Raw genomic sequence first — 25,066 nt, forward strand, 5'->3', positions numbered from 1 at the left:
TCTTGATTCCTCCTTTTGGATTGGTTCGCCAAATTAATTCTAAAGGATTTCAAGGTGTCTTTTCTATTGTTTTGGAAAATAAAAAAGATATTGGTGGAATTCCACCAACATCAAAAAGTATAGAGCCTAAAAAAGAGATAAAGGAACGCAATCTGACGTTCCTTTATCTCTTTTTAAATTAAAAATTTATCCTATAAAATCTGATTCAAGTCCCTCTTTTATTTTGAAGAACAGCTAATGCTGTTTAGCAATGCTATAAAATTGTTCTTTGAAGTATATGCATCTATAATTTGTGAAGTTTATTCTATGAGTGTCCGCTGGAATAAAGAATCAGCTGTATAACTACGACAAGTGTATTCATACCACAGTGGGCAATGATGGAGGTCCAGATTTTCCCAGTCACTTTATAGAGAATGGCAAAGAAAAGCCCCAGAACGAAATAAACAAAAAAGTTTCCGTCAAAATGAATAATGGAAAAAAGTGCTGAGCTGAGAATTGCTCCCAACCAAAAACCAGTCTTTTCATAATAGAAGAGATCAATTAATGAACGTCGGAAAACAAATTCTTCCATAATTGGTCCCCCAATAATTGTCGCAAAAACAAATAAGCTGTTGTTCAAAATAATTGAGATAATATTTTTAGTATTTTCTGAATTAGGAGCTGTATTTGTAATGGTCGTTTGAAGGCTAACAACAATTCCCTGAAGAAAGAGAGCCAGAAAGATGCCGCTAACTCCGAGAAGCAGAACGAATACTGGAGAGTGAAGCCGCCCCTTTTTTTCCACCATTGTTTTTTCTTTATCTTTTAGATATAAGCCAATCATTAAACCTGCACCTAAAATATAGGCTAGTGTGGAGGCTAAGACCACGACATCCTGCGAAGCTGATGCAAAGAGCAATGGTGAGACAAAGACAGCCAGGTAAATCAAAATCATTGTCATACTTGTTTTTTTAGCAGCCATAAAATCCTCTTTTCTTTTCAAGTGAGTAGTTCAAACTATCCTATAGAAAACTGAAAACCTATCTATTTTTTGTGGCGGAATCCTAATAAAAGGAAAATAAAAATTGAAAAAAACAAGGCTTCCCACAAGGTAGTTGTCCAGTCGAATTGCTTATCTACACCAAAAAAAAGATTTCCGGCATTTGCGATGAAAAGATAAACAAATGTAAGAATAATAGTCTGAGCAATGCGCTGTTTCATATTCGCTTTCCTCCTTTTTTTATTTTCCACTAATTCTATTTTAGCATGAAGTGCGCTAAATACTGGAATGAAATGGTCAATGGATTTGGGAGATAATCCAAAGTAAGATAAAAATCTTATTTTTCATACAAAAGACTTGCAAAGCAAATCAGAAATGAGTATTATAAATAGTGTGAGTTAGCACTCTCTTTGCAAGAGTGCTAAAAATCAAAAAATTTATCATGGAGGGATTTATTGTGTTAAAACCATTAGGCGATCGCATCATTCTTGAAGTCGCACAGGAAGAGGAAAAAACAGTAGGAGGTATTGTTTTAGCTTCAGCTGCAAAAGAAAAGCCACAGACTGGTAAAGTTATCGCGGTGGGAGAAGGCCGTGTATTAGATAACGGTACAAAAGTTCCTGCGGAAGTAAAAGAAGGCGATACAGTTATGTTTGAAAAGTATTCCGGAACAGAAGTTAAATATGAAGGAACAGAATATTTAATTGTTTCAGGAAAAGATATCATCGCAGTTGTAGAATAAACCTCTAATAATTTTTATAGTATTAAGGTAAATCTGAGCTATTAAGTATTAGAATTCTCAGGTAAATCCTAATAAAACAGAATGAACAATAAAATAAATAAGGTGGGAAATAACATGGCAAAAGAAATTAAATTTGCAGAAGATGCCCGCGCAGCAATGCTTCGTGGTGTGGATATTTTAGCTGATACAGTAAAAGTAACATTAGGTCCAAAAGGTCGTAATGTCGTTTTAGAAAAATCTTATGGTTCACCGCTAATCACCAATGATGGTGTAACAATCGCAAAAGAGATTGAATTAGAAGATCATTTTGAAAATATGGGTGCTAAATTAGTTTCTGAGGTTGCCTCTAAAACTAATGATATTGCAGGAGATGGTACAACAACTGCGACTGTTTTAACACAGGCAATTGTTCGTGAAGGGCTGAAAAACGTCACTGCTGGAGCAAATCCTTTAGGCATCCGCCGGGGAATTGAATTGGCTACAAAAACAGCGGTTGAAGAACTGCATAATATTTCTGCTGTTGTAGACTCAAAAGAAGCAATTGCACAAGTAGCAGCTGTTTCTTCTGGTTCAGAAAAAGTTGGTCAGCTGATTGCAGATGCAATGGAAAAAGTCGGTAATGATGGTGTTATCACTATTGAAGAGTCGAAAGGAATCGAAACAGAGCTGGATGTTGTAGAAGGCATGCAGTTTGACCGCGGCTATCTGTCTCAATACATGGTGACAGACAATGATAAAATGGAAGCTGTTTTAGAAAATCCGTATATTTTGATTACTGACAAGAAAATTTCAAATATCCAAGATATTCTGCCTTTATTAGAGCAAATTCTACAACAATCTCGTCCGCTGCTGATTATTGCTGATGATGTAGATGGTGAAGCGTTACCTACACTAGTATTAAATAAAATCCGCGGAACCTTCAATGTGGTTGCAGTGAAAGCGCCAGGCTTCGGTGACCGCCGCAAAGCAATGCTTGAAGATATTGCTGTTTTAACAGGTGGAACAGTGATTACTGAAGATCTTGGTTTAGAGTTAAAAGATACAACTATTGAAAACCTTGGTAATGCAAGTAAAGTAGTTGTTGATAAAGACAATACAACAATCGTTGAGGGAGCCGGCGGCAAAGAAGCGATTGATGCTCGTGTTCAACTAATCAAAAATCAAATTGTTGATACAACTTCTGACTTCGACCGTGAAAAACTACAGGAACGTCTGGCAAAATTAGCTGGCGGTGTTGCGGTAGTTAAAGTCGGTGCGGCTACAGAAACAGAACTTAAAGAATTGAAGCTGCGTATCGAAGATGCCTTAAACGCAACTCGTGCGGCTGTTGAAGAAGGAATGGTTTCCGGCGGTGGTACAGCGTTGGTAAATGTTATTGGTAAAGTAACAGAAGTAGACGCAGAAGGCGATGTAGCAACAGGTGTGAAAATCGTGGTTCGTGCATTAGAAGAACCAATTCGCCAAATTGCTGAAAATGCCGGTTATGAAGGTTCAGTCATCGTTGATAAACTGAAAAATGTTGATTTAGGTATTGGTTTTAATGCAGCCAATGGTGAGTGGGTAAACATGCTTGATGCAGGAATTGTTGACCCAACAAAAGTAACTCGTTCAGCCTTGCAGAATGCAGCCTCTGTAGCAGCATTGTTGCTGACAACAGAAGCAGTAGTTGCAGATAAACCAGAACCAGCTGGCGCAGCTGTTCCCCCAATGGATCCATCAATGGGTATGGGCGGCATGATGTAAGTAACCTCTAAGAACCTTGATTTTTCAAGGTTCTTTTTTTATTTTCTATTGTTTTTTACTGCTTATAGGGCTAAAAAGGGCAAAACTTTTCTAAAAAAATATAGGTTGTTTAGTTTGTTTAATAATCATAAATGAATCCCATATTTTAACAACGAGTCTTCTCCAAATACAAAGTATTCCTCATAGGAAAAGTAAAGTAATTCAATTTGGATAGAAGGACGACACAGATTTATCGCAGCATTAAAAATAGAAATAAAATCAAAAAAATGACAAAAAATACAGGGACATATGAAAATATAAATCTTCTCATCTTGTTTCCTATAGCTCGTTCATCAGCATCATTAAACAGCAAACAAAAAGGGAAAGACCAGAATTTTCCATTGGATAATTTTAGAAAATATCCAATCAATAATAAAATTCCAGAAATTGTAACACCTGCAAAGGCTATATCTAGGGCAAGCGGTAAATCACTTAGATTCATAATAAGTATCTCTCTTTTTTTGATTATATTCTACAAGGATAAAAGCAGAACAGCAACAAAAATCAGAAAGGCTGAATGACGTAGGAAGCTTGCAAAACGACTTTTTTACTTTCACATACGGATATATGATATAGAAATAAATTTTTCAACGAATAAAATTAGCAATAATGATGTATAGATTAGTAGAGCGGGACCCAAAAATCACTACTCGCAAAGAACAATTTCTCTTGAAGAATTTCTCCTGTAGTTTTAAGTAAGTTTTTTTATTTTTGACAAAGAAACAATATGAACTTGTACTTTTCATGAAGAATATTTAAGAAGGGGGAAGTTCAAATGTTTGAACAACTAATAAATATGAATTGCTTTTCAGTAAATAAAAAACTTGCTAAAGAAGCAGCGGAATTACTGGAAAGGTTGTACGGCTGTGAAATTAACTGTACTGAGATAGATGAGAGTGTGCCCTTTGCACACCATGCACGAGGCTGTACAATTGTCGCAGCAAAAATCTGTGAAAATGTGGTCATTTATCAAAATGTTACAATTGGTTCGAATATGAAATACAGTAAAGCTGTAAAGAAGTGGGAGAACGTGGGAAACCCAATCATTGCTAAAAATGTAATTATAGCAGACGGTGCCAAGATTCTGGGACCAGTAGTAATTGGTGAAAATTCAGCTATAGGAGCTGGAGCGATTATTACAAAAAATATTCCTGCAGACAGTGTTGCATTTGGTGTTAATCAGCATAAGCCCAAAGATCCTAATTATGATTTGCTGTTCAATCGGGATATGATTGATCCAGAAATAATCATTGAGGAAAAACATCGGCTAATCTCAGCTTTTGAAAAGAACAATTAAGAAACTTCAGAAGTTTGGATACGGTCATTAGCTCCAGAGACAGTTCAGCAACGGGTTTCCTCAACACGTAACAGCTGATATACTATCAAGAAAAGGGGGAAAGAGTTACTATGGAAAAAGAATGGCTGTATAGGAGTATTGATTCGGCGGACATAAAAGAAGCGATTGAACTGTATATCGAAGTTTTTTCAGCTGAACCTTGGAACGATCAGCTTACGTTTCAGCAGATTGCGGATTATATTAAAAGCTTACAGGGGATGAATACTTTTAAAGGCTTTATTTTACGAAATGAAGCAACCGGCAAATTGACAGGAGTAGCTTTAGGCTTTGTGAGACCTTGGTATCAAGGATTGGAATATCATATGGATGCATTTTACATTTCCAATGAGCTTCAAAGAAAAGGCATAGGGAGCTGTTTTATGACTAAAATAAAGCAGTCCCTTGCGGAAGAAAATATACCTGATATTATTCTAGATACAGAACGAGGATATCCTGCAGAAGGATTCTATTTGAAGAATGGCTTCAATGCTTTAGCAGCCTCTGTTTTATTAAGTGCAAGCACTCAAGAAGTATAGTCAAATAATTTACGCCAATACAAATAAGGAACTATTATGAACTCATTCCAATCTCTTTGGTTGGTTTGCTTGATAATAGTTTCTTTTTTATTCTACAGAAAGTTTATTGTTTAAGGGACATATTGACTGAGTGAAGGGCTTGATTAACAATCGGCAAGGATGCCGGACCTATGCCATGGAAGCTTAACAGTTCTTTTTTAGTTAGAGCTGCCAGCTTTGGGAATGAATCAATTTTTTTGTGAAGTAAAGCTCGCCGGGCTGGTTTTGATAATTTTTCTAAGAATTCCTGATAAGTCACTGGAAACACCTCCATTTTCTATAGCTAATATAACATATTTAAGAGATTAATCACGACGGTAAAGTTTACCAGCTTAAAAAAGGAGTACTGAACAGTAAGTCATTGACTTCAATTATCCACTAGCCTAAAATTATAACCATTAAGTAGCTTTATCCTATAAATGATGAAATGATAGACGGCATACTATTTTAAGCAGAAAGAGAGGCAAAATTTATGGAGAGATATATTGCGCTTTTACGTGGAATAAATGTAGGTGGTAAGAATAAGATATCCATGCCGTTATTGAAAGCAGCCTTTGAAAAAATCGGTTTTTTAGATATGGTAACCTACATCAACAGCGGGAACATTGTTTTTTCTAGTGATATTCAAGATAAAAGTGAGCTGATAAGAAAATGTGAGGCTGCAATAGTGGATGAATTCGCACTAAATATTCCTGTTACCGTAGTATCGGCAAAGGATTTAGCGACAACGCTAAGTAATGCGCCAGAATGGTGGAATATAGAAAAAGAATCAATTCATTATGCGATTTTCGTTATTTCTCCAGTTACTGTGGAAGAAGTGTTTGCTGAGGTTGGAGAGGTAAAACCGGAGTATGAACAAATTAGTCATCATGGCAATGTTATCTTCTGGTCAGCTCCACGAAAAACCTTTAACAAAGCACGCTGGTCCAAAATTGCCAGCTCGTCTGTAAATAATAGCGTCACAATTAGAAACGCCAATACAGTAAATAAACTACTTCAATTAACTAGTAAGTGAGAGTTATTATGAGACAGCGGCTGCTGTCTTTTTTTTATTCTAGTTTTAATTAGTTGCAAGAATATAAATACTCTGTCTTGTTCTATCATGGTTGCTATCAAATGAAATACAAAAAAATAAGTAATTAAAGTTTTTAGAAATATTTTTGTAATGTGTTTGACACAAAAGTAATGTTATGTAATAATTGATTGGAAGGATATAAAGAACATGGAGGAGTGGAAAATGGAAAGAAAGCTGTTTTGTGAAATTTCACCTCTGACCTATAAAATTTCAGTCTATAAAAATATAGTCAAACGGCATGTTCAAGACTACTGGAAAAAAGAACGCTTTTCTTCTGAAAAAAGAGAGGAAAAATTACCTGTATGCGTGTATAGGCATCGCTCTTTGATTCGAAGAAAGCTTGGCAATGTTGATTTAGAGCTTCAAAATAACAAGGCAGTGAATCTGGCAATTTCCACGCAAAAGGTCTCTGGTATTCTAATAAAGCCAGGTGAGACTTTTTCTTTTTGGCATCTAGTTGGGATGTGTACAGAAAAAGAAGGTTATTTAGAAGGACTAATGATTGGAAAAAATACCACTGTGAGCGGCATTGGCGGGGGAATGTGTCAATTTACTAATCTGATTCACTGGATTATTCTCCATACGCCCTTTGAAATTGTTGAGCATCATCATCATGACAACATTGATTTATTTCCAGATTATGGCCGTGTGATACCTTTTGGAACCGGGACATCTATTGTTTATAACTATTTTGACTATCGGTTTAGAAATACGACTAATCAAATATATCAATTAATCGTCTACACAGATGATATATATCTTAACGGTGAATTATATGCGGAAAATGAACAAGCCTACAGTTATCATATTAAAGGCGAAAATGAGTATTTTAGCAAATCACAAGGGGTTGTTTACAGGAATGGAGAAATCATCCGAACTGTAATTGATAGAAGAACCGGGAATCAGGTGAAAAGGGAACTGATAAAGAAGAACCGTGCGAAGGTCCTGTATGATACCACTCATCTAACAATAGTAGAAGAATAGCAGATTAGACTATAGTAATTTTTTCTTCTAATCACCCAATAATTGAGCTAGTTGAAATGACTATGGCTGTTGTAATAAGGAGTTAAAAAATAAGACCACCAGGGTCTTATTTTTTATTTTGGGAGCCGCTCATCAAGGAATTACGGGAAATAATGAACGAATGTAGGGAATTAGCAGCTGCTGCTGGATTAGGAGCAACAGTAACAGATGTACAGGATAAAATACATAAAAAAGATACTTCCATTGCCGTCCCCTTTGACCGTTATAGAAATAAATGAAAATGAAAGATAACAGCCCTGAATAGCTGTTTTGCAGGATAACAGCACTGCCTGCCAAACATTTAATCAGTGGATAATTGCGTAATATATACAATGAAGCAATTAAAAGCACACCAATCCATCCGCCGTAATCTGTTCGGAGAAACTCAGCAGCAAAAATTCCGCTAAACAGAACACCAGCGGAAATGAATACATTTAAAGGTGTTCGTTCTTCAAATTTTTTCAAGCCAATCAAGACGACTAAGCCGATAAGCAATGTAAAAAAAACGTTTTGTTTTTCCAGTGTAAAATAGGATTGGCGAAAGGCCATATCATAAGGAACTTCTGATAAAATAGCAAATAGTAGTAAACGGGAAAAATATTTTTTCACATTAGAGGTATGTACAAAACCTTCTACTAACAAAAAGCAAAACAAAGGAAACGAGAGTCTTCCTAAAAATAGAAAGATGTCAAAAAGCTGATTTATAAAGGTGAAAAAACTCTGCTGCTCACTGGGAAGCTGTTGAATGAGCGCAGGTGAAAGGTATAAAAGCTTTGCAGTATGGTCCATCAACATCGTTAGAATAGCAATCCACTTTAACGTACTGCCTGAAAAGTACCCTTTGTTTTCCATAAATAAACTCCTTTAGCTAAAAATGCTTCTTTTATTCTACCATAATTATTCTAAAGAATTTGAAATTTCGGACTAAGGATTATGTTATACTATTTTGGAGTGTATTTGAAAAAGTAAGCGGCGAATGGTTATATAGACTATTGTTAAAAGATAAGTGAAGCTAGTTTTTCTTCAGGAATAGCTAGCGAAACAGCGAATTTTCGTTCTTGATTGCCATAATCATTTCTGAAAAATTCGAATGCCGCTCTACTGGAAAGCGGGGGAAAAAATGAAGATTGTATTTTGTGATATCGATGGTACTTTTCAAGATATTGGCGGAGATGTACCTAAAATAAATTTTGATAGTATTGATGCGCTGCAGGAGCAGGGAGATTACTTCGTCTTTATAAGCGGACGAGGCTATGAACAGCTGCAGGAGATATTGGAAAAGATAACAAATGACTGTGATGTGATTTTTAGTAATGGTGCTGGTTATCGTTTGAAGGGTGAGCAACCGGTCTATCGGGCATGGCTCTCTCTTGAGAATTGTCGAAAATCTGCTGCTTTACTTGAAAAGCGGGATGTTTTCTATTTTATTCATACAGATAAAGGGATTATTATGAAACCCTATGAACAATATTTAGAACACTTTAAAGCATTGAGAGAAAAATTGAAGCCGATGGGCGAAGTTGGCGATAAGATTATGGATTTTAAAGAAAATTTCTTTGCGACACAATGTGAATTTGTGGAAAATCCCATAGAGCATTTGACGCAGCACCCTGAACTAAAGGCTTTGAAAATCGAAATAATGGAAGCGAGCGACGGGGAGATGGATTACCTGCGTGACACGCTGAATGATGATGAGACCTATGTCTTTTCTTCTTATGTTCAATGTCTGGAAATCGTCAATCCGATAAGCAGTAAAGGGCACGCGATCCAGCATTTTATGACCAATTTTCCTGATGCGGTCAGTTATGGTATTGGCGATGGCGAAAATGATTTAGCGATGCTTGAAGTAGTTGATGTGCCAGTTGCTGTGGCGAATGCAAAGGAGCTTGTTAAAAAGCAGGCTCAGGTAATTGCTGCTGACTGCTCAGAAGGCGGTGTGGGACAATTTATTTTTCAGCACCTAATACCTTCTGATAAGGCAAGCAAGTGGGGCTATTGAGCGTAAAAATCTAAAAAAAGAGAAAGCACCTGGAATCTTTATTACCAGAGTGCTTTCTCTTTTTTAGGCTAATGTCTTTTTATGCTTGCGGATTTTCTTGATTGCCCAGTCATAATGGCTGCTTGTAGAGGAGATTAGATATGCACCTAATGACGTGGTGTTTGTCCATTTATAATATTTTTTAGTAAAGAGCTCTTCATTGGTATGATGCTCTATGATTTCCAGCATTCTATCCGAGCTCTTATCAAGTAGCGCTTTTGCTTCAGAAAGAGGCGTTTGCTGATAGGCTTCCCAAATCTTCTGATTTAGCTCAGGAGTTGTTTTAAATGTATATCCAGGAGCTGGAATAGCAGGTTTTTCACCATCCATTCCTTCAGTATACCAGCGTTCCATCATGTTGTGCCATTCGTGAAGATGAATCAGAACATCTCGGATGTTCTTGTCCCGGTCTTCAAAGCTAAAAGATTGTTCCTGCTGTTCAGGAGTCATTGTGTCAACTACGATGCGCAGCTTCTGATACTCTTCTTTGCTTTGTGTAAGTAAACTGTCCTTTGTTGTTGGTCTTGCCATGATGGATACCCCTTTCTGTTTGATGATTCAAGTGTTATTTTGCGTATTTCTTAATTACCTGACATAGTAGTTCTGTTGTGTTCTTACCGCCTTTTTCGTCGTAGTAAGCGGCAAAACGTTCATCTGTCAGGTACATATCTGCCAAGCCTTTATGGGCTTCTGGTGAATAATTTGGCCAGCTGAAGCTTAGCCATTTTTTATGACTGTCATAAATAGTTTTGGCAGTATCAGATTCCAAGTCCTGAGTCTGCTGCAGTTCTTTTAACGCATTCAGCATGTTTTCTTCAATTTGAGTCATTTCTTTGAAAGTGCTCTCACTCATATTTTCCCATTTTTTATTGGAAGCTTCAACTTTTTTTTCGCCATATTTTTCTCTGATTTCTTGACCGTATAGCTGTTCATTTTCAGCTAATTTTTGTTGTTTAAATGCGTTGAATTTTTCTGTATCCTGCATATGAATCTCTCCTTTATGATAACGCAGTGTTTTTTCTACTGTCAGAAGCAGCAAGTCAATCTGTTCTCTTTTCTTGACGAGCTCATGGTAATGCTGTTCTAAAGCGGCTTCGAAGTTAAAATCTGTCTGATCTAAGCTTTTTCTAATATCCTCCAGCTTCATGTTCAGCGAACGGTAAAAAAGTATCTGCTGCAGCCGGTCGACTTCCTGACGACCGTAGATTCGATAACCCGATGAATTAACCCGCGCAGGTTTTAATAGCTTGATTTCATCATAATATCGTAGTGTACGTGTACTGACGCCAGATAGCTGTGCCAGCTTTTTTATCGTGTATTCCATTGTTATCCCTCCTGACACTCTTATCATAAACCTTTACGCTACGTGAAGGTCAAGTCTTTATTGTAAGAAAAGACGAAAAATAGGAAAACTTGTCATTTTTATAAGAAAAGGAGTAAACTTAAAGGTAAAGAAAAATTATTTCTATATATCCTTCAAAGAATCTATACACGAATAATAACTTTTAGCTAAAGTGTAGGAAAGTAAATAAATTTTTGATAGGATTTATAAGTAAGGGAGATGTGTGTGATGAAACTAGTTGAGACGCCGATTAACAGTAATTTGGATCTGAACAGTCTGTATCCGAATATCACAGGATATCTGTTTGGAAAGAAAGCAGTAAAGCATTTTAAATTGTATTCTTTAGATTATACGCAGATTATTTATGCAGATGTATTTGATAAAATCAATGTGGTTATGGTTAACCCAAAGAAGAAGATAAATAAACGGGAAATTGATTTTGTCATCAAGCGTCTGCTTCAAAGTACCCGGGAAGAAGTAACTGTTCATCTTGGAATTCAAAATGAGATGAAGAAAAAGGGGATTCTTTTTTCAGAACCGAGAAAAGATATTATTGTCGTTCAAAAGAAAATAGAAGAGTAAGAGTGATTGGAAAGGCACTAAAAAACTACTGCTTGCTTTTTCTATCATTACCAGTGATATCTGAATATACAGGAATATGGGGTAGATAGCGGCAGGCTAACATAATGAGCGGAGCCTCATTTATTTGATTTTTAGAGCAAGAAGGGTTTAGATGTTTTGCTGTGCGCCAACCCTTTTTTAGTTATTGAAAAGATTATAAAATTTTATGGTTGTAAATTCAGTAATATAAAAAAGGTAGCGGAGGAGAGATTTAAATATTGTCTAGCTTCACAAGAAAGCCCGTTTCAATAAAAAGGCGAGTCAGTTTCATGATGAACAGCATCATGAAACTGACTCGCCTTTTTTTAGGGCTAAATGATTTCGTCAAGCCTTTCTAATTAAGCAGCTGCTTTTTTTGAAAAGGAGAATTTCAATCCACCGCGTTCCTTTTTCGTCATCATTGCTAGAAGGAAAAAGACTGAAGCAAAGACGGCTAAAACAAAAATGTTAAATTGAAATTCCTTCAAGAAACTGCTATCAAGGGAAGTACTGCTTCCGATAAGTTCATTAGTGCGGACAAACCAATAGGTTGGTGTAAATGAGGCAACTTTATTGACAATGTCAGGTAGTATTTCGGATGGAACGAACACTCCGCCAATAAAAGAGCTGCCTAGAATAAAGATGTTATTTACTGCACCTACAAGCTCAGAGCTTTTTATCAATCCAGTGATAAAAATACTAAATGCAATGATTGCCAGTAAAAAGACTAGCGAGTTGGTAATAAAATAAGTAGTATAGGCTGTGAAGCCAACACCTGTATAAACCATTGCATAGGCGATGAATAATGCCCAGCAGATGACTGCAAACAACAGACTGCTTGTTAAAAGCTGACGGGAAAGCTTCTTTAGCGAGAGTGGTGAACAGCTGTTGCGGCGGCGAATTTCATCTCTGTTGAAGGCAAGATTAACAATCGAAATCCCGCTAAAGACAGTCATAAACAAGCCGTAAGCTAGCACACTGAATACACCACCAGTTGCTTTATTTTTTTCCAGCCGGTCATAGCTCTTATCAAATTCAATCGTTCCTTTTTCTGCTATATTTTCTTTCGTTAATCGATTGATTTCAACAGTATCCTTTTCTGGAAAAGCAGTTGAATAAAAGCGATAAGTAGACAGATAATGATTAATGATATTGTCTACATACATTTGATTGAAGCTGCCTGGTTTAACCTGAACTTCCAGCATATTGTCTGCTGTTTCATCTGCTTGAAGAGAGAGTCCAAAGTCTTTAGGGATAGTCAGGACATAGTTTAGTTCTTCAAAGTAGAGGGCATCGTCGATTTCTTCTTGAGTTCCTTTGAAATTAACAACCTCCATGGTAGCTTTTAGGTAAGCAATCAAATCTTTAGATTCTTGTGAATCATCATTATTGAAAATAGCAATTTTAGATTCAGTTGCTTCAAAGGCGGAATCAGTAGTTTTTAGATTGCCGGCATACATGAAGGAGATGCCGATACTAATGATAAAGCCTAAGAGAATGGAGACTTTATTTTCCCTTAATATATAATAAAATGTTTTAAACACTGACATATTGTGCTCTCCTTTCATAGATGAAGCTTAGTAAAACAAAAATCACGGTAATAATCCCCAAACAAATCAGATTGATGTAGAAGCTGTCGATATTTTCATAGTAGTAAAGCTTGTAGAGTCCTTCGCTGACCAAATTCACGGGGTTAATACGCCCTAGTAAAGGAACATATCGACTAATAAGGTATTTAACATCGGGAACCATCATTCCAGCTAAAAAGCTGCAGATAATCTGGAAAGAAACACCCAGCGATGTTTTTTGCTCCAGCGGCAGTTTGATAACATTCCCCAAAAACATCCCCATTGATATTGCCGTAACAGCCGCTAGTGTACAGGTTAAAAGTATTAATTGCCAGCGGGTGCCGAAATCTACGGCAAAGCCAAAATGATAGATAGCAAGAATCAAATACAGTTCAATAATGAAGACTGTGAATGCCGCTGCTAGATTAGCCAGCACAATAATCATTTTATTTTGAGGAGCCATACTTAAACGAATCCCGTTAGCTGATTGATTGGCTTGTTCATCATTAGTATTTTCTATTCCCCAGAAAAAGCCGAACATGCAGCTCATTCCTACTAGTGTAAAGAAGAAAAAGCTTTTAGTACTATTGTTGCCAGTGGACTTTTTAGACAACTCAATGTAATTTTGCTGCTTACCGATATCGTTAGCTAAGCTAGTCGCTAAAAGAGCGGGATTTTCCTGCTGAATATCCGATAAAGTTTTCTTCGCCTGATTAAATTGGTCAAGGAAAACACTTAGCAAGCTTTGTCGAATGCCTTTCTGATTTAATGTCAGAGTGATGTCCTTATCTGTCAGAATATAATAGCCATAGATATCCCCTTTATTCATTTGTTTCTCAGCCTTTTCCTCAGAGAGGTTAACCGGCTTAAACATTTTTGTTCCATCGTTTTCAATTTCTTTCAGTGTTTGAAGAAATAGCTCACTCTGATGCTCATCGTTAACTGTTTTCTGAACAATCCCAACTGGTACTTTCTCAAAGTTCACATTGGCATCAAGATTGCTGAAGGCCGCTGTAAAGAAGATACCCATACAGATGGGAAAACCGAAGGTCCAAAACATCAAAGGTTTATTTTTTAAAACTACTTTTAATCGATAAATATATAAATGCCAAAACATCGCTTTTCCTCCTTCTATTTATCCCGCAGCTCACGGCCGGTTATTTCCAAAAAGACATCATTCAAGGTTGGTTGCTGCGTGTGGAAGTTCCCAAAAGCAACTTGTTCCTCATCAAGGATGGCAAGGATATTCGTTAAAACAGCTTTGATTTCTTCCGTATTAATGGTTGCGAACATGTCATTGTATTTTATGTCGGTTACTTTAGGCAGATTCAAGATTCTTTGCTGGACTGCTTCCGGGAAATCAGGAATTTCAATGATAATTTTTTCGTTCATATGAATCATAGCTTTCAGCTGTTCTTTTGTTCCCTGGGCAATCACCTGTCCTTTTTCAATAATGACGATATTGTCGCAAAGCTGTTCTACTTCCTCCATATAATGTGTTGTGTAAATAATAGTTGCACCTTGGCGATTCAATTCTTTGATACTGTCCAGAATCTTATTCCGGCTTTGCGGATCCACGGCAACTGTAGGTTCATCCAGGAAAATCAATTCAGGCTTATGAGCAATTCCGCAGGCAATATTCAACCGGCGTTTTAAGCCGCCGCTTAGTTTTTTGGGAAAGAATTTCGTAAAATCTTCCAAGCCGACTAGTTGAATAACATCCTCTACATTTTTTTTCCGTTCCTGTTTATTCGTAATATATAAGCCGCAGTAATAATCAATATTTTCAGCTACAGTAAGTTCTTCGAATACTGCAACCTCTTGAGGAACAACGCCAATTCTTTTTTTGATGTCGTATTGATCCGGTGCCATTTCTTTTCCGAATATTTTTATCTCACCCTTATCATAGGTGAGCAGGGAAAGCATGCAGTTGATTGCCGTTGATTTACCGCTTCCGTTGGGACCCAGCAAGCCTAGGATTTCTCCTTCCTTTACCTGAAGGTTAAAGTGATTCAATGCTACCAGTTTTCCGTATCGTTTAATTAAATCGTTAATTTCAATAATCATGTTCTCATTCTCCCTTTTTCAATTTATAATGTAACTATACAGGAATGATTATTGATTAGTTAGTGACTATCTTCATAAGTTGATGTGACATTTGTCACAATCTTGTGAAGACTGACTATCAGGTTAAAGAGACAGGAGAAAATTATGGAAAGATTTACAATAAATAACTTTATGGAAAAGAGTCTTCTTCTTTTGCTTAGTGCACTGCTTCTATTCAATGAGGCATATCAAACGGAGTGGATTATCTTTATTTTGCTGACGATGCTTTTCAGTATATTCATCTGGGTGGTTCAGGAGCCCAAATTATCGATACTTTTTGTTCTAGTTATGCTGCTGGTTTCATACTGGTGGAAAGAATATGTTTTTTTTGTTCCTTTTTTTTTCTATGATGGAGGCTTTGATGAAAATCATTCAGTTCTCATAATCAACAGTGGTCTGCTATTTGTGTTTCTACTATATAATGAGCAGTATGAACTGCCGATAAAGTTTTATGTCATCCTATTATGCAGCTTGGCATTTTATCTAGCTTATCGTTATGTGGGAACTGAGCGTCTGAAAGAGCACAGCCGCTCAATTGAGGACGAACTATTTGCACATCAATATACCTTACAGCAGCAGAATGAGAAACAGCAGGAACGGCAGGAGGCTGTGATTTCTTTAGAAGTATCTAATGAAAGAAATCGTATTGCCAGAGATATTCATGATAATGTGGGGCATTTGCTATCCAGCAGTCTGCTGCAGCTTGGTGCGGTCCAGACCATCAATCAATCAGAAAGCTTAGAAAAGCCCTTGGAGCAGTTAAAAGAAACAATAGCCGAAGGTATGGATAATATTCGGTCAAGTGTCCATAACCTTCATGATGAATCATTAAGTTTATCTATAGCCATGCAGAAAATCATCAATAATTTTCAGTTCTGTAAGGTTGAACTGACTGGAGAATTTCCAGAATACTTGGATAAGGAATGCAAGCTTGCATGTATTATGATTGTTAAGGAAGCACTTTCTAACGTAATGAAGCATAGTAATGCAGATAAAGTAACAATAGTATTTAAACAGCATCCTGGTTTTTACAAACTAATGATTTCAGATAATGGTTCTAAAGTGACAAGAGGGAAAAGCTTAGATCGAGGCATTGGATTAATCAGTATGGAGGAACGGCTGGCGAAGCTTGGCGGTCGTTTGAATCATCATCAGACCAATGAAGGCTTTAGTTTGATTGCTGTATTTCCCAAAAACAAAGGAGAGAACATATGATACGATTGGTAGTGGTAGATGATGATTACTTAGTAACAACTTCGTTGAAAACAATTATCGAGGTAGGTCAGGAGATTGAGGTGGTCGGCATCGGTCATTCGTCGTCGGAAGCAGTTCAGCTGTACCAAGAATTTAGTCCGGATATTTTACTGACAGATATTCGGATGGGCGAGAGTACAGGACTGGATGCAGCAAAGGCGATTTTATCAGAGACTCCGGAGGCAAAAATTTTACTTTTGACAACTTTTTCGGATGATGAATATATAGTTGAAGCATTGAAAATTGGCGTGAAAGGCTATTTGCTGAAACAAGACATGGAAGCCATTGTTCCTTCAATAAAAGCAGTGAATAATGGTCAGTCGGTTTTTGGTCACACAATCATTGGAAAGCTGCCAAATCTGCTTCAAACTGAGAAAAGTGAAAAAGTATGTCCGTTTGAACTGACAGAGAGGGAATTGACGACAGTAGCATTGATTGCTGAAGGCATGAACAATAAAGAAATTGCTCAGGAACTGTTTCTTAGCGAGGGTACTGTGCGGAACTACATCAGTTCACTGTTGGAGAAGCTGGAGCTGAGAGATCGGACGCAATTGGCAATTTTTTATTATAAACACCTAAAATGAAGTATAAAAAATAGGGAAATAAGTAGATTTGACAGTAGTTCATTCAAAATCGTTGGGTTTTCTGCTGTTTTTTTGATAAAATAGAGAAATGAAAGGAAAGATGAAAATTGAAAGAACTCTTTCTGAAATATAAAGAAGTCATTGCCTATCTGTTTTTTGGCGTGGCAACGACTTTAGTAAATATTGGCGTATACTTCATCTGTACAGATGTTTTATCGCTGGACTATAGAGTGAGTAACGGCATCAGCTGGTTTTTGTCTGTCTTGTTTGCTTTTTACACAAATAAGTATTTTGTTTTTCAGAGCAAAGGAGAAGGACAGAAGTCTTTTTGGAAGGAAATGCTGCTTTTCTACTGGTACCGAATCCTGTCATTTGCTATTGACATGGCAGTTATGATTCTGCTGGTGGAGGTATTGAAGGCGCCGGATTTATTCGCAAAGCTGGTGACACAAGTAATCGTTGTAGTTTTAAATTATTTTTTCAGCAAATTTTTTATCTTCAAGAAAAAGTCTTCGTAGCAGAAAGTCTGCGGAGATAAAAACAAAAGGATCGAGGTTGCACAATGGAAAAAATTTATCAAGACGACAGTTTGACACTTCACACGGATCTTTATCAAATTAATATGATGAAAACCTACTGGGAGCTAGGTAGAGCAGATTTGCATGCTGTGTTTGAATGTTATTTCAGAGATATGCCTTTCAGTAATGGCTATGCGATTTTTGCTGGTTTGGAAAGGCTGGTTAATTATTTGGAGAATCTGACTTTCTCTGAAACTGATATTACTTATCTAAGAGATGTAGAACACTATCCGGAAGCGTTTTTGGACTATCTTAAGACATTTAAATTCAGCTGTACTGTTCGTTCTGCTCTTGAAGGGGAAATTGTTTTTAATAACGAGCCGCTAATTCAGATTGAAGGACCGTTGGCACAATGCCAGTTAGTCGAAACGGCACTTTTAAATATGGTGAATTTTCAAACATTGATTGCTACTAAAGCAGCCAAAATTAAATCAGTGATTGGCGATGATCCGCTGATGGAGTTCGGTACACGTCGGGCGCAAGAGCTGGATGCAGCCATTTGGGGTACTAGAGCAGCTTATATTGGCGGAGCAGGAGCGACAAGCAACGTTCGCGCCGGAAAGATTTTTGGTATTCCAGTTAGCGGCACTCATGCGCATTCATTGGTTCAGTCTTATGGCAATGATTATGCTGCATTTAAGGCTTACGCGCAGACGCATAAAGACTGTGTATTCCTGGTTGATACGTATGATACATTGAAATCGGGAGTACCGAATGCGATTCGCGTAGCAAATGAGATGGGAGATAAAATCAATTTTCTCGGTGTTAGAATCGACAGCGGCGATATGGCGTATATATCTAAAAAGGTTAGAGAACAGCTGGATGAAGCAGGGTATACTGATGCAAAAGTCTATGCTTCCAATGATTTGGATGAAAATACAATTCTCAGCTTAAAAATGCAGAAAGCCAAAATTGATGTTTGGGGTGTTGGTACAAAACTGATTACAGCCTATAATCAGCCGGCATTAGGCGCAGTATTTAAACTAGTTTCAATTGAAGATGAAAACGGCGTTATGCAAGATACAATTAAACTGTCCAGTAATGCAGAAAAGGTTACAACTCCTGGGAAGAAACAGGTTTGGCGGATTACTAGAAAATCCGACAAGAAATCAGAAGGTGACTATGTGACACTTTGGGAGGAAGATCCGAGGAAAGAAGAAGAAATCTTCATGTTCCATCCTGTTCATACCTTCATCAATAAAACGGTTCGTAATTTTGATGCTCGTCCTGTCCTACAAGAAATTTTTGTGGAGGGTAAACGGGTCTATGAGCTTCCAACCCTTGAGGAAATCAAAAATTACGCCAAAGAAAATCTTGATTCTTTATGGGAAGAATATAAGCGTGATTTAAATCCGCAAAAATATCCGGTTGATTTATCAACAGAGTGTTGGAATCATAAAATGCGTCTTTTAGAAAAAGTCAGAAAAGATGTCAGCAAGTTTAATGACGGCAGTAGTTTGTAATCAAGTGATGTTAGAGAAATGGAATTAAACGGATTCATAGAAACGATAGAGATTTCTAAAAATCGTTGAAAAAATTGGAGTTCACCGCAAAATTGTCTACATTTAGTATATGATGGAGGGATTTTTTATGAAGGCACTGCAGCAGGAAATTATTAAAGAATTAGGTGTTAAATCAAGAATTGACCCGCAGGAAGAAATTCGTAGAAGCATTGATTTCATGAAGGCTTATCTTTATAAGCATCCCTTTTTAAAAACACTGGTTTTGGGCATCAGCGGCGGCCAGGATTCAAGCTTGGCAGGACGACTGGCTCAACTGACTATGGAAGAGATGCGCAGTGAGACTAAGGATGAACGCTATCAATTTGTCGCGGTTCGTTTGCCTTATGGTACACAAGTAGATGAAGCCGATGCACAGAAAGCATTAACCTTTATTCAGCCGGATGTTTCGTTAAGAGTGGATGTTCGTCCTGCGGTTGACGCTTGTGTGGCAGCACTTGAAGCATCAGGAGAAAAAATCAGTGACTTCAATAAAGGCAACATGAAGGCTCGGCAGCGAATGATTGTTCAGTATGCAGTTGCAGGAGAACGTCAGGGTGCGGTGATTGGAACGGACCATGCAGCAGAAAGCATCACAGGCTTCTTTACCAAATTTGGAGATGGAGGTGCCGATATACTACCTCTATACCGCTTAAATAAACGTCAAGGCAAACAACTGCTTCAAGCATTGGGAGCAGACGAGACCCTTTATTTGAAAGTTCCTACTGCTGATTTGGAGGATGATAAACCGCTGATTGCTGATGAAGCTGCATTAGGGGTCAGCTATGATGCGATAGATGACTATCTGGAAGGAAAAGAAATATCTGAACAGGCAGTTGAAAAAATAGAGGGCTGGTATCTAAAAACACAGCATAAACGTCATTTGCCGATTACCGTATTTGATGATTTTTGGAAATAGAGTGAAAGAGGTCGAGACAAAAGTGTTTAGCTCCGAGAAATAAGACGAATTATCCGAAAATAGCTTTTCATATTTTTGAGATAGTTCGGCTTATTTCCGAGAGAGCTACTTTTGGAACGCCGTTTATTCGGATTTTAGAGAAAAAATTCAAATAGTTGCTTAAGCGAAATGGTTTAACTGATGAACTTTAAGCTTTGCAGTTGTTGTAGAAACAGCTCTAAGATAGAATAAAAGCTAGTATGAGAATCTAATAGTTTCCCGGAACAATTATTTGTGTTATTTAAAATAAATTGTTAGAATCGGAGTATAGATGTCGAAGTGTTTCTTCTTTTTTCTCGATGTAGCAGGACTGATAAAATCAAGCTGTATGTTTGGTAGAAATACTTTAGGAGAATTGTCTAGAGACTTGAACTTCGACAGTCAAATCAGGAGGTATAGCAGATGGACGGTAGTAAAATTGATGGAAAACCTGTGACGGAAGAAATGCTCCTAGCAAACGGCTACAGAAAATATATGGGCGAAGGCATTGATATTTATTATAGTAAAGATATTTGTGCTCATATAGGAAACTGTGTACGGGGGAATCCCGAAGTGTTTGAAGTAGGTAGACGTCCTTGGATTATTGCCGATAACGGCTCGGTTGAAAATGATATTCAAGTAATTAATACCTGCCCAAGCGGTGCCTTAAAGTATATCAGAAAGGACGGAAAATAAATCATGGAAATTAAAGAAGAAAGCGGACGTTTTGCTCTTTATAATGATGAAAATCAGGAAATTGGAGAGATGACCTGGTCTGACGCTGGAGCTGAAATGATGATTATTGATCATACCTTTGTTGAACCAGAATATAGAGGACAGCATTTGGCAGAAAAATTGGTACTGAATGGCGTAGAAAAAGCTCGGCGGGAAGGGAAAAAGATTATTCCTCTATGCCCGTTTGCTAAAAAAGAATTTGATACAAAGCCTGAGTACGGAGATGTATTAAGAAAATAAAAATTATAGAAAATGAACTAAAATTAGTCTTTGGGGTAATAATCCTTCTAAAAAAAGAAAGCAAGCTTGATTTTGATGCAACTATTGAAATCAGACTTGTTTTTTCTTTTATCCTCTGGCCTTTCTTCATATCTCTCCCGAAGTTTCGTAAACTTAATACCGCGAGTGATAAGTAGTATACTTAAAGCACAACTTCTTATTTTAGAAAAGAAGGGTGAAAAAAAGTTGAAAAATCGAATTGATTTCAAAGATAAAAAGAAATTTACAGCTAGTAATTATTTTCAAAATATGCTAAAGTGTAATAGATGTAATTTGTGAATAAGGAGTATGAATAGATGTATAATTTTATTTTGACTGTTGTCATTGTTCTTTCAGTGATTATGGTAATCTCAATTTTGATGCAGCCAAGCAAACAAAATAGTGCAGCAAGTGCTTTTACCGGCGGAGCGGATAAGCTTTTTGGTAAGCAGAAAGCTCGTGGCTTTGAAGCTGTGATGCAGCGTGCAACAACTGTTATTGGTGCTACATGGATGATTTTACTATTTGTATTATCGTTTCTTTCATCTAAGTAATCAGAAAGAAATAGTTGATTTGTATAATAGGATATAAGCAAAAGCTATTGGTTTTGTTTTACCTGTGTACTATCGGTAAATTATGCTAGTTGATTTTTTAAGTCTGGACGTATTCATCATGAGTATTCGTTCAGACTTTTTTTGATGCCCAAATATACAAATTCTGTTGAATAAACGAACTGCTACCTACAGTTTCTCTGCTTTTGATGAAGTGGTAGGTATAGGTCTTTTATAGTCAGCAAAATTGTGTTTTTACAATTTATATAAATAACCGCTTTGCTTCTAAGAGGCTTTCTGATAAGAATATGATAAAATGAGATTGAGGTGAAACAAATGGAGAAAAAAATAAATCTGCCTAAACCTCTTTTTATTAAAAAAGGAGCAAAAGCAGTTCTTTTATTTCATGCCTATTCCGGCAGCAGCAATGATGTTCGGATGTTGTGCCGTTATTTAGAAAATAAAAATTATACCGTATACAGTCCGATGTTTTCAGGTCATGGAACTTTAAATCCGGAAGACATACTGGATCAATCTGTAGAAAAATGGCAGCAGGATGCTCTTCAGGCAGTTGCTTTTTTGAAAGATCAAGGGTATGGTCAGATAGCAGTGTTGGGCTTATCGATGGGCGGCTTATTTGCGGTCAACCTTTTAACGCAGGAAGAGGAAGCTGTCATCGGCGGCGGTTGTTTTTGTTCCCCTATATTTCCTGTTAAGACGCGTGTACCAGAAAACTTTATTCTCTATGCCGAAAACGTGATAAAGCTATCTGGAGAATCAGAAGAAGCCGTCGAAAAAAGAATGACTGATATACGGTCTCGGTCCGTTGAACAGCTACGGCAGATAGAAAATTATGCTGAAAAAACAGCAAAAGCATTAGATAAAATAGATACGCCAGTTTTTATTGCTCAAGCTGGTCAAGACGAAATGATTGATCCAAAAGGTGCATTTCAAACGGCAGCGGCTTTGACTGACACAAAAATTACATTTAACTGGTATCCAAACAGCGGACATGTTTTGACTGTAGGACCGGAACATAAAGAACTAGAACAGGATGTGGCAAACTATTTAGAGACCCTATCTTGGGATGAGGAGAAAGAATGACAAAACAAACAATTAAGGAAACGATTCTTGCTTATTTGAAGGATCAAAAGAAAAAGAGCTTTTCAATGGAGGAACTGGCTGAAGGATTGCAGCTGCAGAAAAGTGCTGATTTTAAGTTCTTGATTCAAACAGCAGCAGCTTTAGAACGGGAAAATTTGATTGAATTTACTAAAAAAGGAAAAATTAAGCTGGTTGAAAAAGGGATTTCTGTAGAAGGTGTATTTCGAGGGAACGAGCGGGGATTTGGCTTTGTGACAATCGATCCAGAGGAACCGGATATTTATATTGCTAAAGAGCATACCAACTATGCGATGGATGGTGACACAGTGCTAATTGATATTATTCAGCCGGCTGACCCATTTTCAGAACGTGGAGCAGAAGGAGCAGTCCTGGAAATTAAAGAACGGGCAGTTAGTCAAATTGTTGGTGAATTTTTTGCTTATAGCGAAGAAGAAACAGCGGAAAGTGATTTGTACGGCTATGTTCTACCGAAGGATAAAAAAATATCTGGATTAACTGTATACATAGCTGCTGAAGGCATTCGTCCAGTAGCTGGAAGTATTGTAATTGCAGAAGTAACGCACTATCCTGAAAAAGAATACGCAAAAAGCTTGGAAGGAATTGTCAAAAAGGTAGTTGGTCATAAGAACGACCCGGGAATGGATATTATGTCAATTATTGTTGCACATGGCATACCGACTTCATTTTCTGATGATGTTATCACCCAGGCTGATCAGGTTCCGGATACAATAAACGAACAGGATTTAACCGGCCGCAGGGATTTACGGGATCAGGTAATCGTGACAATTGACGGGGAAGATGCAAAGGATTTGGATGATGCAGTTACTGTTCAAAAACTAAAAAATGGGAACTATTTTTTAGGGGTTCATATTGCGGATGTTTCTCACTATGTAACTGAAGGCAGTCCAATGGATAGTGAAGCCTATGAGCGGGGAACCAGCGTATATTTGACAGACCGGGTAATTCCGATGCTGCCGCAGCGCTTATCCAACGGTATCTGTTCACTGAACCCCAAGGTACCTCGGCTGACATTAAGCTGTCAGATGGAAATATCTTCTGATGGACTCGTTGTTTCTCATGAGATTTTTCCGAGTGTGATTCAGACGGCGGAGCGAATGACCTATACAGCGGTTAATGAGATTCTTGAAGAACAGAATGAAGAAACCATCCTCCGCTATGAGCCGTTAGTACCGATGTTTAATGAGATGGCCGAACTGCATAGTATTTTAGAAAAGATGAGAGAACGTCGGGGGGCTATTTCATTTGAAGACCATGAAGCGAAGGTGCTGGTCAACGAAGATGGACAGCCGCAGGATATTATTTTACGCCAACGTGGTTTGGGAGAACGTCTAATTGAATCCTTTATGCTGGCTGCTAATGAAACTGTAGCCCGTCATTACACAGAAAAGAAGCTGCCGTTTGTTTATCGAATCCATGAACAGCCTAAAGAAGAAAAAATGCAGCGGTTCTTTGATTTTGCTGCCATGCTAGGTATTTTGGTAAAAGGAACCAAAGCAGACATTACACCAAAGGATCTCCAGCGGGTACTTGAACAAATAGAAGGTAAACCAGAAGAAATCGTAATTAATACCATGTTGCTTAGAAGTATGCAGCAGGCACGCTATTCTGAAGACAATTTTGGGCATTATGGTTTAGCGGCAGAATACTATACTCATTTCACTTCCCCAATTCGGCGCTATCCCGATTTAATTGTACATCGTTTGATACGAAGCTACAGTGAGGATTTGTCTGAAGCAAATCAAGGAAGATGGAGTGAACAGCTACCGGATATCGCAGACCACAGCTCAAAAATGGAACGACGGGCAGTGGAAGCAGAGCGTGAAGTTGATAGTATGAAGAAAGCCGAATTCATGGCGGATAAGATTGGCGAGGAGTATGATGGAGTTATCAGCTCAGTGACTAAGTTCGGTATTTTTGTTGAACTAGCAAATACAATTGAAGGCTTAGTACACATTAACAATTTGAAGCAGGATTATTTTCATTTCATCGAAAATCATTTAGCGCTGGTTGGAGAACGGACAGGCTTAACCCTTAAAATCGGTCAGAAAGTCCGTATCCGAGTAGAAAAATCCGACCCTGAAACGAGAGAAATTGATTTTGAGTTAATTGATTCAGAAGAAATTGAACGTTTGGAGATTAAAGGTTCGAAAGGCGGCAACCGTAAAAGCCGAAGAAGAAAAGACAGCGGCCGGCAAAAGCTGAATAATAAACAAAAGAAAGAGTCTAATTCTTCAAAGCCTGCTAATAAGGAAAAGCAAGCTAAGAAAAAAGGTGGTAAAAAACCTTTTTATAAGGAAGTTGCTAAAAAGAAAAAGACAAAAAATAAACATAAAAAGAAAAAATAAAATCGGAGGAGTT

At 37.4% G+C, this 25,066-nt stretch carries 29 protein-coding genes; 19 read left to right on the plus strand and 10 right to left on the minus strand.

What is annotated here, in order from left to right; translation table 11 throughout:
- A partial coding sequence (locus ACYSNQ_RS09430; protein ID WP_426082766.1) for a hypothetical protein occupies nucleotides 1-182 on the plus strand: 182 nt, incomplete at its 5' end.
- A 122-nt stretch (nucleotides 183-304) separates the two neighbouring features.
- Here the strand turns inward: ACYSNQ_RS09430 and ACYSNQ_RS09435 are convergent.
- Complete coding sequence (locus tag ACYSNQ_RS09435) at nucleotides 305-961, minus strand: CPBP family intramembrane glutamic endopeptidase (protein ID WP_426082768.1); 657 nt, start codon at nucleotides 959-961, stop codon at nucleotides 305-307.
- 62 nt (nucleotides 962-1,023) lie between these two features.
- The gene (locus ACYSNQ_RS09440; protein WP_426082770.1) at nucleotides 1,024-1,200 is read right to left on the minus strand and encodes a hypothetical protein; all 177 of its coding nucleotides are present in this window, start codon (nucleotides 1,198-1,200) and stop codon (nucleotides 1,024-1,026) included.
- 236 nt (nucleotides 1,201-1,436) lie between these two features.
- Between ACYSNQ_RS09440 and groES the strand changes: the two genes are divergently transcribed.
- Both groES and groL read left to right on the plus strand, forming a co-directional pair.
- The gene (gene groES / locus ACYSNQ_RS09445) at nucleotides 1,437-1,721 is read left to right on the plus strand and encodes a co-chaperone GroES (RefSeq protein WP_426082772.1); all 285 of its coding nucleotides are present in this window, start codon (nucleotides 1,437-1,439) and stop codon (nucleotides 1,719-1,721) included.
- 114 nt (nucleotides 1,722-1,835) lie between these two features.
- Nucleotides 1,836-3,464: a chaperonin GroEL gene (groL, locus tag ACYSNQ_RS09450; RefSeq protein WP_426082774.1), complete on the plus strand. Its 1,629-nt coding sequence runs from the start codon at nucleotides 1,836-1,838 to the stop codon at nucleotides 3,462-3,464.
- Between the two features lie 229 nt (nucleotides 3,465-3,693).
- Here groL and ACYSNQ_RS09455 read toward each other — a convergent pair whose 3' ends face one another.
- Complete coding sequence (locus tag ACYSNQ_RS09455; RefSeq protein ID WP_426082775.1) at nucleotides 3,694-3,945, minus strand: hypothetical protein; 252 nt, start codon at nucleotides 3,943-3,945, stop codon at nucleotides 3,694-3,696.
- Nucleotides 3,946-4,278: 333 nt separating this feature from the next.
- On the opposite strand from ACYSNQ_RS09455, the gene ACYSNQ_RS09460 reads away from it, so the two are divergent.
- Together ACYSNQ_RS09460 and ACYSNQ_RS09465 are read left to right on the plus strand one after the other, a co-directional pair.
- A complete protein-coding gene (locus tag ACYSNQ_RS09460; protein ID WP_426082777.1) occupies nucleotides 4,279-4,800 on the plus strand; it encodes a serine O-acetyltransferase in 522 nt (173 codons plus the stop codon).
- 110 nt (nucleotides 4,801-4,910) lie between these two features.
- Nucleotides 4,911-5,375: a GNAT family N-acetyltransferase gene (locus tag ACYSNQ_RS09465; RefSeq protein ID WP_426082778.1), complete on the plus strand. Its 465-nt coding sequence runs from the start codon at nucleotides 4,911-4,913 to the stop codon at nucleotides 5,373-5,375.
- 103 nt (nucleotides 5,376-5,478) lie between these two features.
- Here ACYSNQ_RS09465 and ACYSNQ_RS09470 read toward each other — a convergent pair whose 3' ends face one another.
- A complete protein-coding gene (locus tag ACYSNQ_RS09470) occupies nucleotides 5,479-5,673 on the minus strand; it encodes a helix-hairpin-helix domain-containing protein (protein WP_426082779.1) in 195 nt (64 codons plus the stop codon).
- Nucleotides 5,674-5,886: 213 nt separating this feature from the next.
- On the opposite strand from ACYSNQ_RS09470, the gene ACYSNQ_RS09475 reads away from it, so the two are divergent.
- Entirely contained in the window at nucleotides 5,887-6,429 is a 543-nt protein-coding gene (locus ACYSNQ_RS09475; RefSeq protein ID WP_426082781.1) for a DUF1697 domain-containing protein, read from the plus strand.
- A gap of 222 nt (nucleotides 6,430-6,651) precedes the next feature.
- The gene (locus tag ACYSNQ_RS09480; protein WP_426082783.1) at nucleotides 6,652-7,473 is read left to right on the plus strand and encodes a VanW family protein; all 822 of its coding nucleotides are present in this window, start codon (nucleotides 6,652-6,654) and stop codon (nucleotides 7,471-7,473) included.
- Nucleotides 7,474-7,605: 132 nt separating this feature from the next.
- On the opposite strand, the gene ACYSNQ_RS09485 is transcribed toward ACYSNQ_RS09480, so the two are convergent.
- Complete coding sequence (locus ACYSNQ_RS09485) at nucleotides 7,606-8,364, minus strand: TraX family protein (protein WP_426082785.1); 759 nt, start codon at nucleotides 8,362-8,364, stop codon at nucleotides 7,606-7,608.
- A 268-nt stretch (nucleotides 8,365-8,632) separates the two neighbouring features.
- Between ACYSNQ_RS09485 and ACYSNQ_RS09490 the strand changes: the two genes are divergently transcribed.
- Complete coding sequence (locus tag ACYSNQ_RS09490; RefSeq protein ID WP_426082787.1) at nucleotides 8,633-9,511, plus strand: HAD-IIB family hydrolase; 879 nt, start codon at nucleotides 8,633-8,635, stop codon at nucleotides 9,509-9,511.
- A gap of 63 nt (nucleotides 9,512-9,574) precedes the next feature.
- Here the strand turns inward: ACYSNQ_RS09490 and ACYSNQ_RS09495 are convergent, their stop codons facing one another.
- Both ACYSNQ_RS09495 and ACYSNQ_RS09500 read right to left on the minus strand, forming a co-directional pair.
- Nucleotides 9,575-10,081, minus strand: a complete 507-nt coding sequence (locus ACYSNQ_RS09495) for a ClbS/DfsB family four-helix bundle protein (RefSeq protein WP_426082788.1) — start codon at nucleotides 10,079-10,081, stop codon at nucleotides 9,575-9,577.
- Between the two features lie 34 nt (nucleotides 10,082-10,115).
- Nucleotides 10,116-10,874 carry a MerR family transcriptional regulator gene (locus ACYSNQ_RS09500; protein ID WP_426082790.1) on the minus strand — a complete coding sequence of 253 codons (759 nt, stop codon included), beginning with the start codon at nucleotides 10,872-10,874 and terminating at the stop codon, nucleotides 10,116-10,118.
- Nucleotides 10,875-11,120: 246 nt separating this feature from the next.
- Between ACYSNQ_RS09500 and ACYSNQ_RS09505 the strand changes: the two genes are divergently transcribed.
- On the plus strand, nucleotides 11,121-11,474 hold the full coding sequence (locus tag ACYSNQ_RS09505; RefSeq protein WP_426082792.1) for a DUF1827 family protein: 354 nt from the start codon (nucleotides 11,121-11,123) through the stop codon (nucleotides 11,472-11,474).
- 377 nt (nucleotides 11,475-11,851) lie between these two features.
- On the opposite strand, the gene ACYSNQ_RS09510 is transcribed toward ACYSNQ_RS09505, so the two are convergent.
- The 3 genes from ACYSNQ_RS09510 to ACYSNQ_RS09520 are packed head-to-tail and all read right to left on the minus strand — an operon-like array spanning nucleotide 11,852 to nucleotide 15,127.
- Nucleotides 11,852-13,042, minus strand: coding sequence for an ABC transporter permease (locus ACYSNQ_RS09510; protein WP_426082794.1), 1,191 nt, complete (start codon nucleotides 13,040-13,042; stop codon nucleotides 11,852-11,854).
- Nucleotides 13,029-14,177, minus strand: a complete 1,149-nt coding sequence (locus ACYSNQ_RS09515; protein WP_426082795.1) for an ABC transporter permease — start codon at nucleotides 14,175-14,177, stop codon at nucleotides 13,029-13,031. The genes ACYSNQ_RS09510 and ACYSNQ_RS09515 overlap by 14 nt, the downstream gene beginning before the upstream one ends.
- A gap of 14 nt (nucleotides 14,178-14,191) precedes the next feature.
- Nucleotides 14,192-15,127 carry an ABC transporter ATP-binding protein gene (locus ACYSNQ_RS09520; RefSeq protein ID WP_426082798.1) on the minus strand — a complete coding sequence of 312 codons (936 nt, stop codon included), beginning with the start codon at nucleotides 15,125-15,127 and terminating at the stop codon, nucleotides 14,192-14,194.
- 144 nt (nucleotides 15,128-15,271) lie between these two features.
- Here ACYSNQ_RS09520 and ACYSNQ_RS09525 point away from each other — a divergent pair, with 144 nt between their 5' ends.
- The 10 genes from ACYSNQ_RS09525 (at nucleotide 15,272) to rnr (ending at nucleotide 25,053) form a co-directional block, all read left to right on the plus strand.
- Nucleotides 15,272-16,381, plus strand: a complete 1,110-nt coding sequence (locus ACYSNQ_RS09525) for a sensor histidine kinase (protein WP_426082800.1) — start codon at nucleotides 15,272-15,274, stop codon at nucleotides 16,379-16,381.
- Nucleotides 16,378-17,004: a response regulator gene (locus ACYSNQ_RS09530; protein WP_426082802.1), complete on the plus strand. Its 627-nt coding sequence runs from the start codon at nucleotides 16,378-16,380 to the stop codon at nucleotides 17,002-17,004. The genes ACYSNQ_RS09525 and ACYSNQ_RS09530 overlap by 4 nt, the downstream gene beginning before the upstream one ends.
- Before the next feature lie 107 nt (nucleotides 17,005-17,111).
- Entirely contained in the window at nucleotides 17,112-17,522 is a 411-nt protein-coding gene (locus tag ACYSNQ_RS09535; RefSeq protein ID WP_426082804.1) for a GtrA family protein, read from the plus strand.
- Between the two features lie 44 nt (nucleotides 17,523-17,566).
- Entirely contained in the window at nucleotides 17,567-19,045 is a 1,479-nt protein-coding gene (locus ACYSNQ_RS09540; RefSeq protein ID WP_426082806.1) for a nicotinate phosphoribosyltransferase, read from the plus strand.
- A gap of 127 nt (nucleotides 19,046-19,172) precedes the next feature.
- Nucleotides 19,173-20,000, plus strand: coding sequence for an ammonia-dependent NAD(+) synthetase (gene nadE, locus ACYSNQ_RS09545; RefSeq protein ID WP_426082808.1), 828 nt, complete (start codon nucleotides 19,173-19,175; stop codon nucleotides 19,998-20,000).
- 441 nt (nucleotides 20,001-20,441) lie between these two features.
- On the plus strand, nucleotides 20,442-20,714 hold the full coding sequence (locus ACYSNQ_RS09550; protein WP_426082810.1) for a (4Fe-4S)-binding protein: 273 nt from the start codon (nucleotides 20,442-20,444) through the stop codon (nucleotides 20,712-20,714).
- A 3-nt stretch (nucleotides 20,715-20,717) separates the two neighbouring features.
- Nucleotides 20,718-20,993, plus strand: a complete 276-nt coding sequence (locus tag ACYSNQ_RS09555) for a GNAT family N-acetyltransferase (RefSeq protein ID WP_426082812.1) — start codon at nucleotides 20,718-20,720, stop codon at nucleotides 20,991-20,993.
- A 335-nt stretch (nucleotides 20,994-21,328) separates the two neighbouring features.
- A complete protein-coding gene (gene secG, locus ACYSNQ_RS09560) occupies nucleotides 21,329-21,565 on the plus strand; it encodes a preprotein translocase subunit SecG (RefSeq protein ID WP_426082814.1) in 237 nt (78 codons plus the stop codon).
- A 333-nt stretch (nucleotides 21,566-21,898) separates the two neighbouring features.
- Nucleotides 21,899-22,666: an alpha/beta hydrolase gene (locus ACYSNQ_RS09565; RefSeq protein WP_426082816.1), complete on the plus strand. Its 768-nt coding sequence runs from the start codon at nucleotides 21,899-21,901 to the stop codon at nucleotides 22,664-22,666.
- Nucleotides 22,663-25,053 (plus strand): ribonuclease R, encoded by a 2,391-nt coding sequence (gene rnr / locus ACYSNQ_RS09570; protein ID WP_426082818.1) that lies wholly within the window; start codon nucleotides 22,663-22,665, stop codon nucleotides 25,051-25,053. Before ACYSNQ_RS09565 ends, rnr begins: the two co-directional genes overlap by 4 nt.
- The last annotated feature ends 13 nt before the right edge of the window (nucleotides 25,054-25,066 follow it).

Source organism: Enterococcus sp. LJL51 (assembly GCF_054871795.1).

Coding starts and splice junctions, on each gene's coding strand:
- ACYSNQ_RS09435 (WP_426082768.1), bottom strand. CDS start 961: ATGGCTGCTAAAAAAACAAGTATGACAATGATTTTGATTTACCTGGCT.
- ACYSNQ_RS09440 (WP_426082770.1), bottom strand. CDS start 1,200: ATGAAACAGCGCATTGCTCAGACTATTATTCTTACATTTGTTTATCTT.
- groL (WP_426082774.1), top strand. CDS start 1,836: ATGGCAAAAGAAATTAAATTTGCAGAAGATGCCCGCGCAGCAATGCTT.
- ACYSNQ_RS09455 (WP_426082775.1), bottom strand. CDS start 3,945: ATGAATCTAAGTGATTTACCGCTTGCCCTAGATATAGCCTTTGCAGGT.
- ACYSNQ_RS09460 (WP_426082777.1), top strand. CDS start 4,279: ATGTTTGAACAACTAATAAATATGAATTGCTTTTCAGTAAATAAAAAA.
- ACYSNQ_RS09465 (WP_426082778.1), top strand. CDS start 4,911: ATGGAAAAAGAATGGCTGTATAGGAGTATTGATTCGGCGGACATAAAA.
- ACYSNQ_RS09475 (WP_426082781.1), top strand. CDS start 5,887: ATGGAGAGATATATTGCGCTTTTACGTGGAATAAATGTAGGTGGTAAG.
- ACYSNQ_RS09480 (WP_426082783.1), top strand. CDS start 6,652: ATGGAAAGAAAGCTGTTTTGTGAAATTTCACCTCTGACCTATAAAATT.
- ACYSNQ_RS09485 (WP_426082785.1), bottom strand. CDS start 8,364: ATGGAAAACAAAGGGTACTTTTCAGGCAGTACGTTAAAGTGGATTGCT.
- ACYSNQ_RS09490 (WP_426082787.1), top strand. CDS start 8,633: ATGAAGATTGTATTTTGTGATATCGATGGTACTTTTCAAGATATTGGC.
- ACYSNQ_RS09495 (WP_426082788.1), bottom strand. CDS start 10,081: ATGGCAAGACCAACAACAAAGGACAGTTTACTTACACAAAGCAAAGAA.
- ACYSNQ_RS09500 (WP_426082790.1), bottom strand. CDS start 10,874: ATGGAATACACGATAAAAAAGCTGGCACAGCTATCTGGCGTCAGTACA.
- ACYSNQ_RS09505 (WP_426082792.1), top strand. CDS start 11,121: ATGAAACTAGTTGAGACGCCGATTAACAGTAATTTGGATCTGAACAGT.
- ACYSNQ_RS09510 (WP_426082794.1), bottom strand. CDS start 13,042: ATGTCAGTGTTTAAAACATTTTATTATATATTAAGGGAAAATAAAGTC.
- ACYSNQ_RS09515 (WP_426082795.1), bottom strand. CDS start 14,177: ATGTTTTGGCATTTATATATTTATCGATTAAAAGTAGTTTTAAAAAAT.
- ACYSNQ_RS09520 (WP_426082798.1), bottom strand. CDS start 15,127: ATGATTATTGAAATTAACGATTTAATTAAACGATACGGAAAACTGGTA.
- ACYSNQ_RS09525 (WP_426082800.1), top strand. CDS start 15,272: ATGGAAAGATTTACAATAAATAACTTTATGGAAAAGAGTCTTCTTCTT.
- ACYSNQ_RS09530 (WP_426082802.1), top strand. CDS start 16,378: ATGATACGATTGGTAGTGGTAGATGATGATTACTTAGTAACAACTTCG.
- ACYSNQ_RS09540 (WP_426082806.1), top strand. CDS start 17,567: ATGGAAAAAATTTATCAAGACGACAGTTTGACACTTCACACGGATCTT.
- nadE (WP_426082808.1), top strand. CDS start 19,173: ATGAAGGCACTGCAGCAGGAAATTATTAAAGAATTAGGTGTTAAATCA.
- ACYSNQ_RS09550 (WP_426082810.1), top strand. CDS start 20,442: ATGGACGGTAGTAAAATTGATGGAAAACCTGTGACGGAAGAAATGCTC.
- ACYSNQ_RS09555 (WP_426082812.1), top strand. CDS start 20,718: ATGGAAATTAAAGAAGAAAGCGGACGTTTTGCTCTTTATAATGATGAA.
- secG (WP_426082814.1), top strand. CDS start 21,329: ATGTATAATTTTATTTTGACTGTTGTCATTGTTCTTTCAGTGATTATG.
- ACYSNQ_RS09565 (WP_426082816.1), top strand. CDS start 21,899: ATGGAGAAAAAAATAAATCTGCCTAAACCTCTTTTTATTAAAAAAGGA.
- rnr (WP_426082818.1), top strand. CDS start 22,663: ATGACAAAACAAACAATTAAGGAAACGATTCTTGCTTATTTGAAGGAT.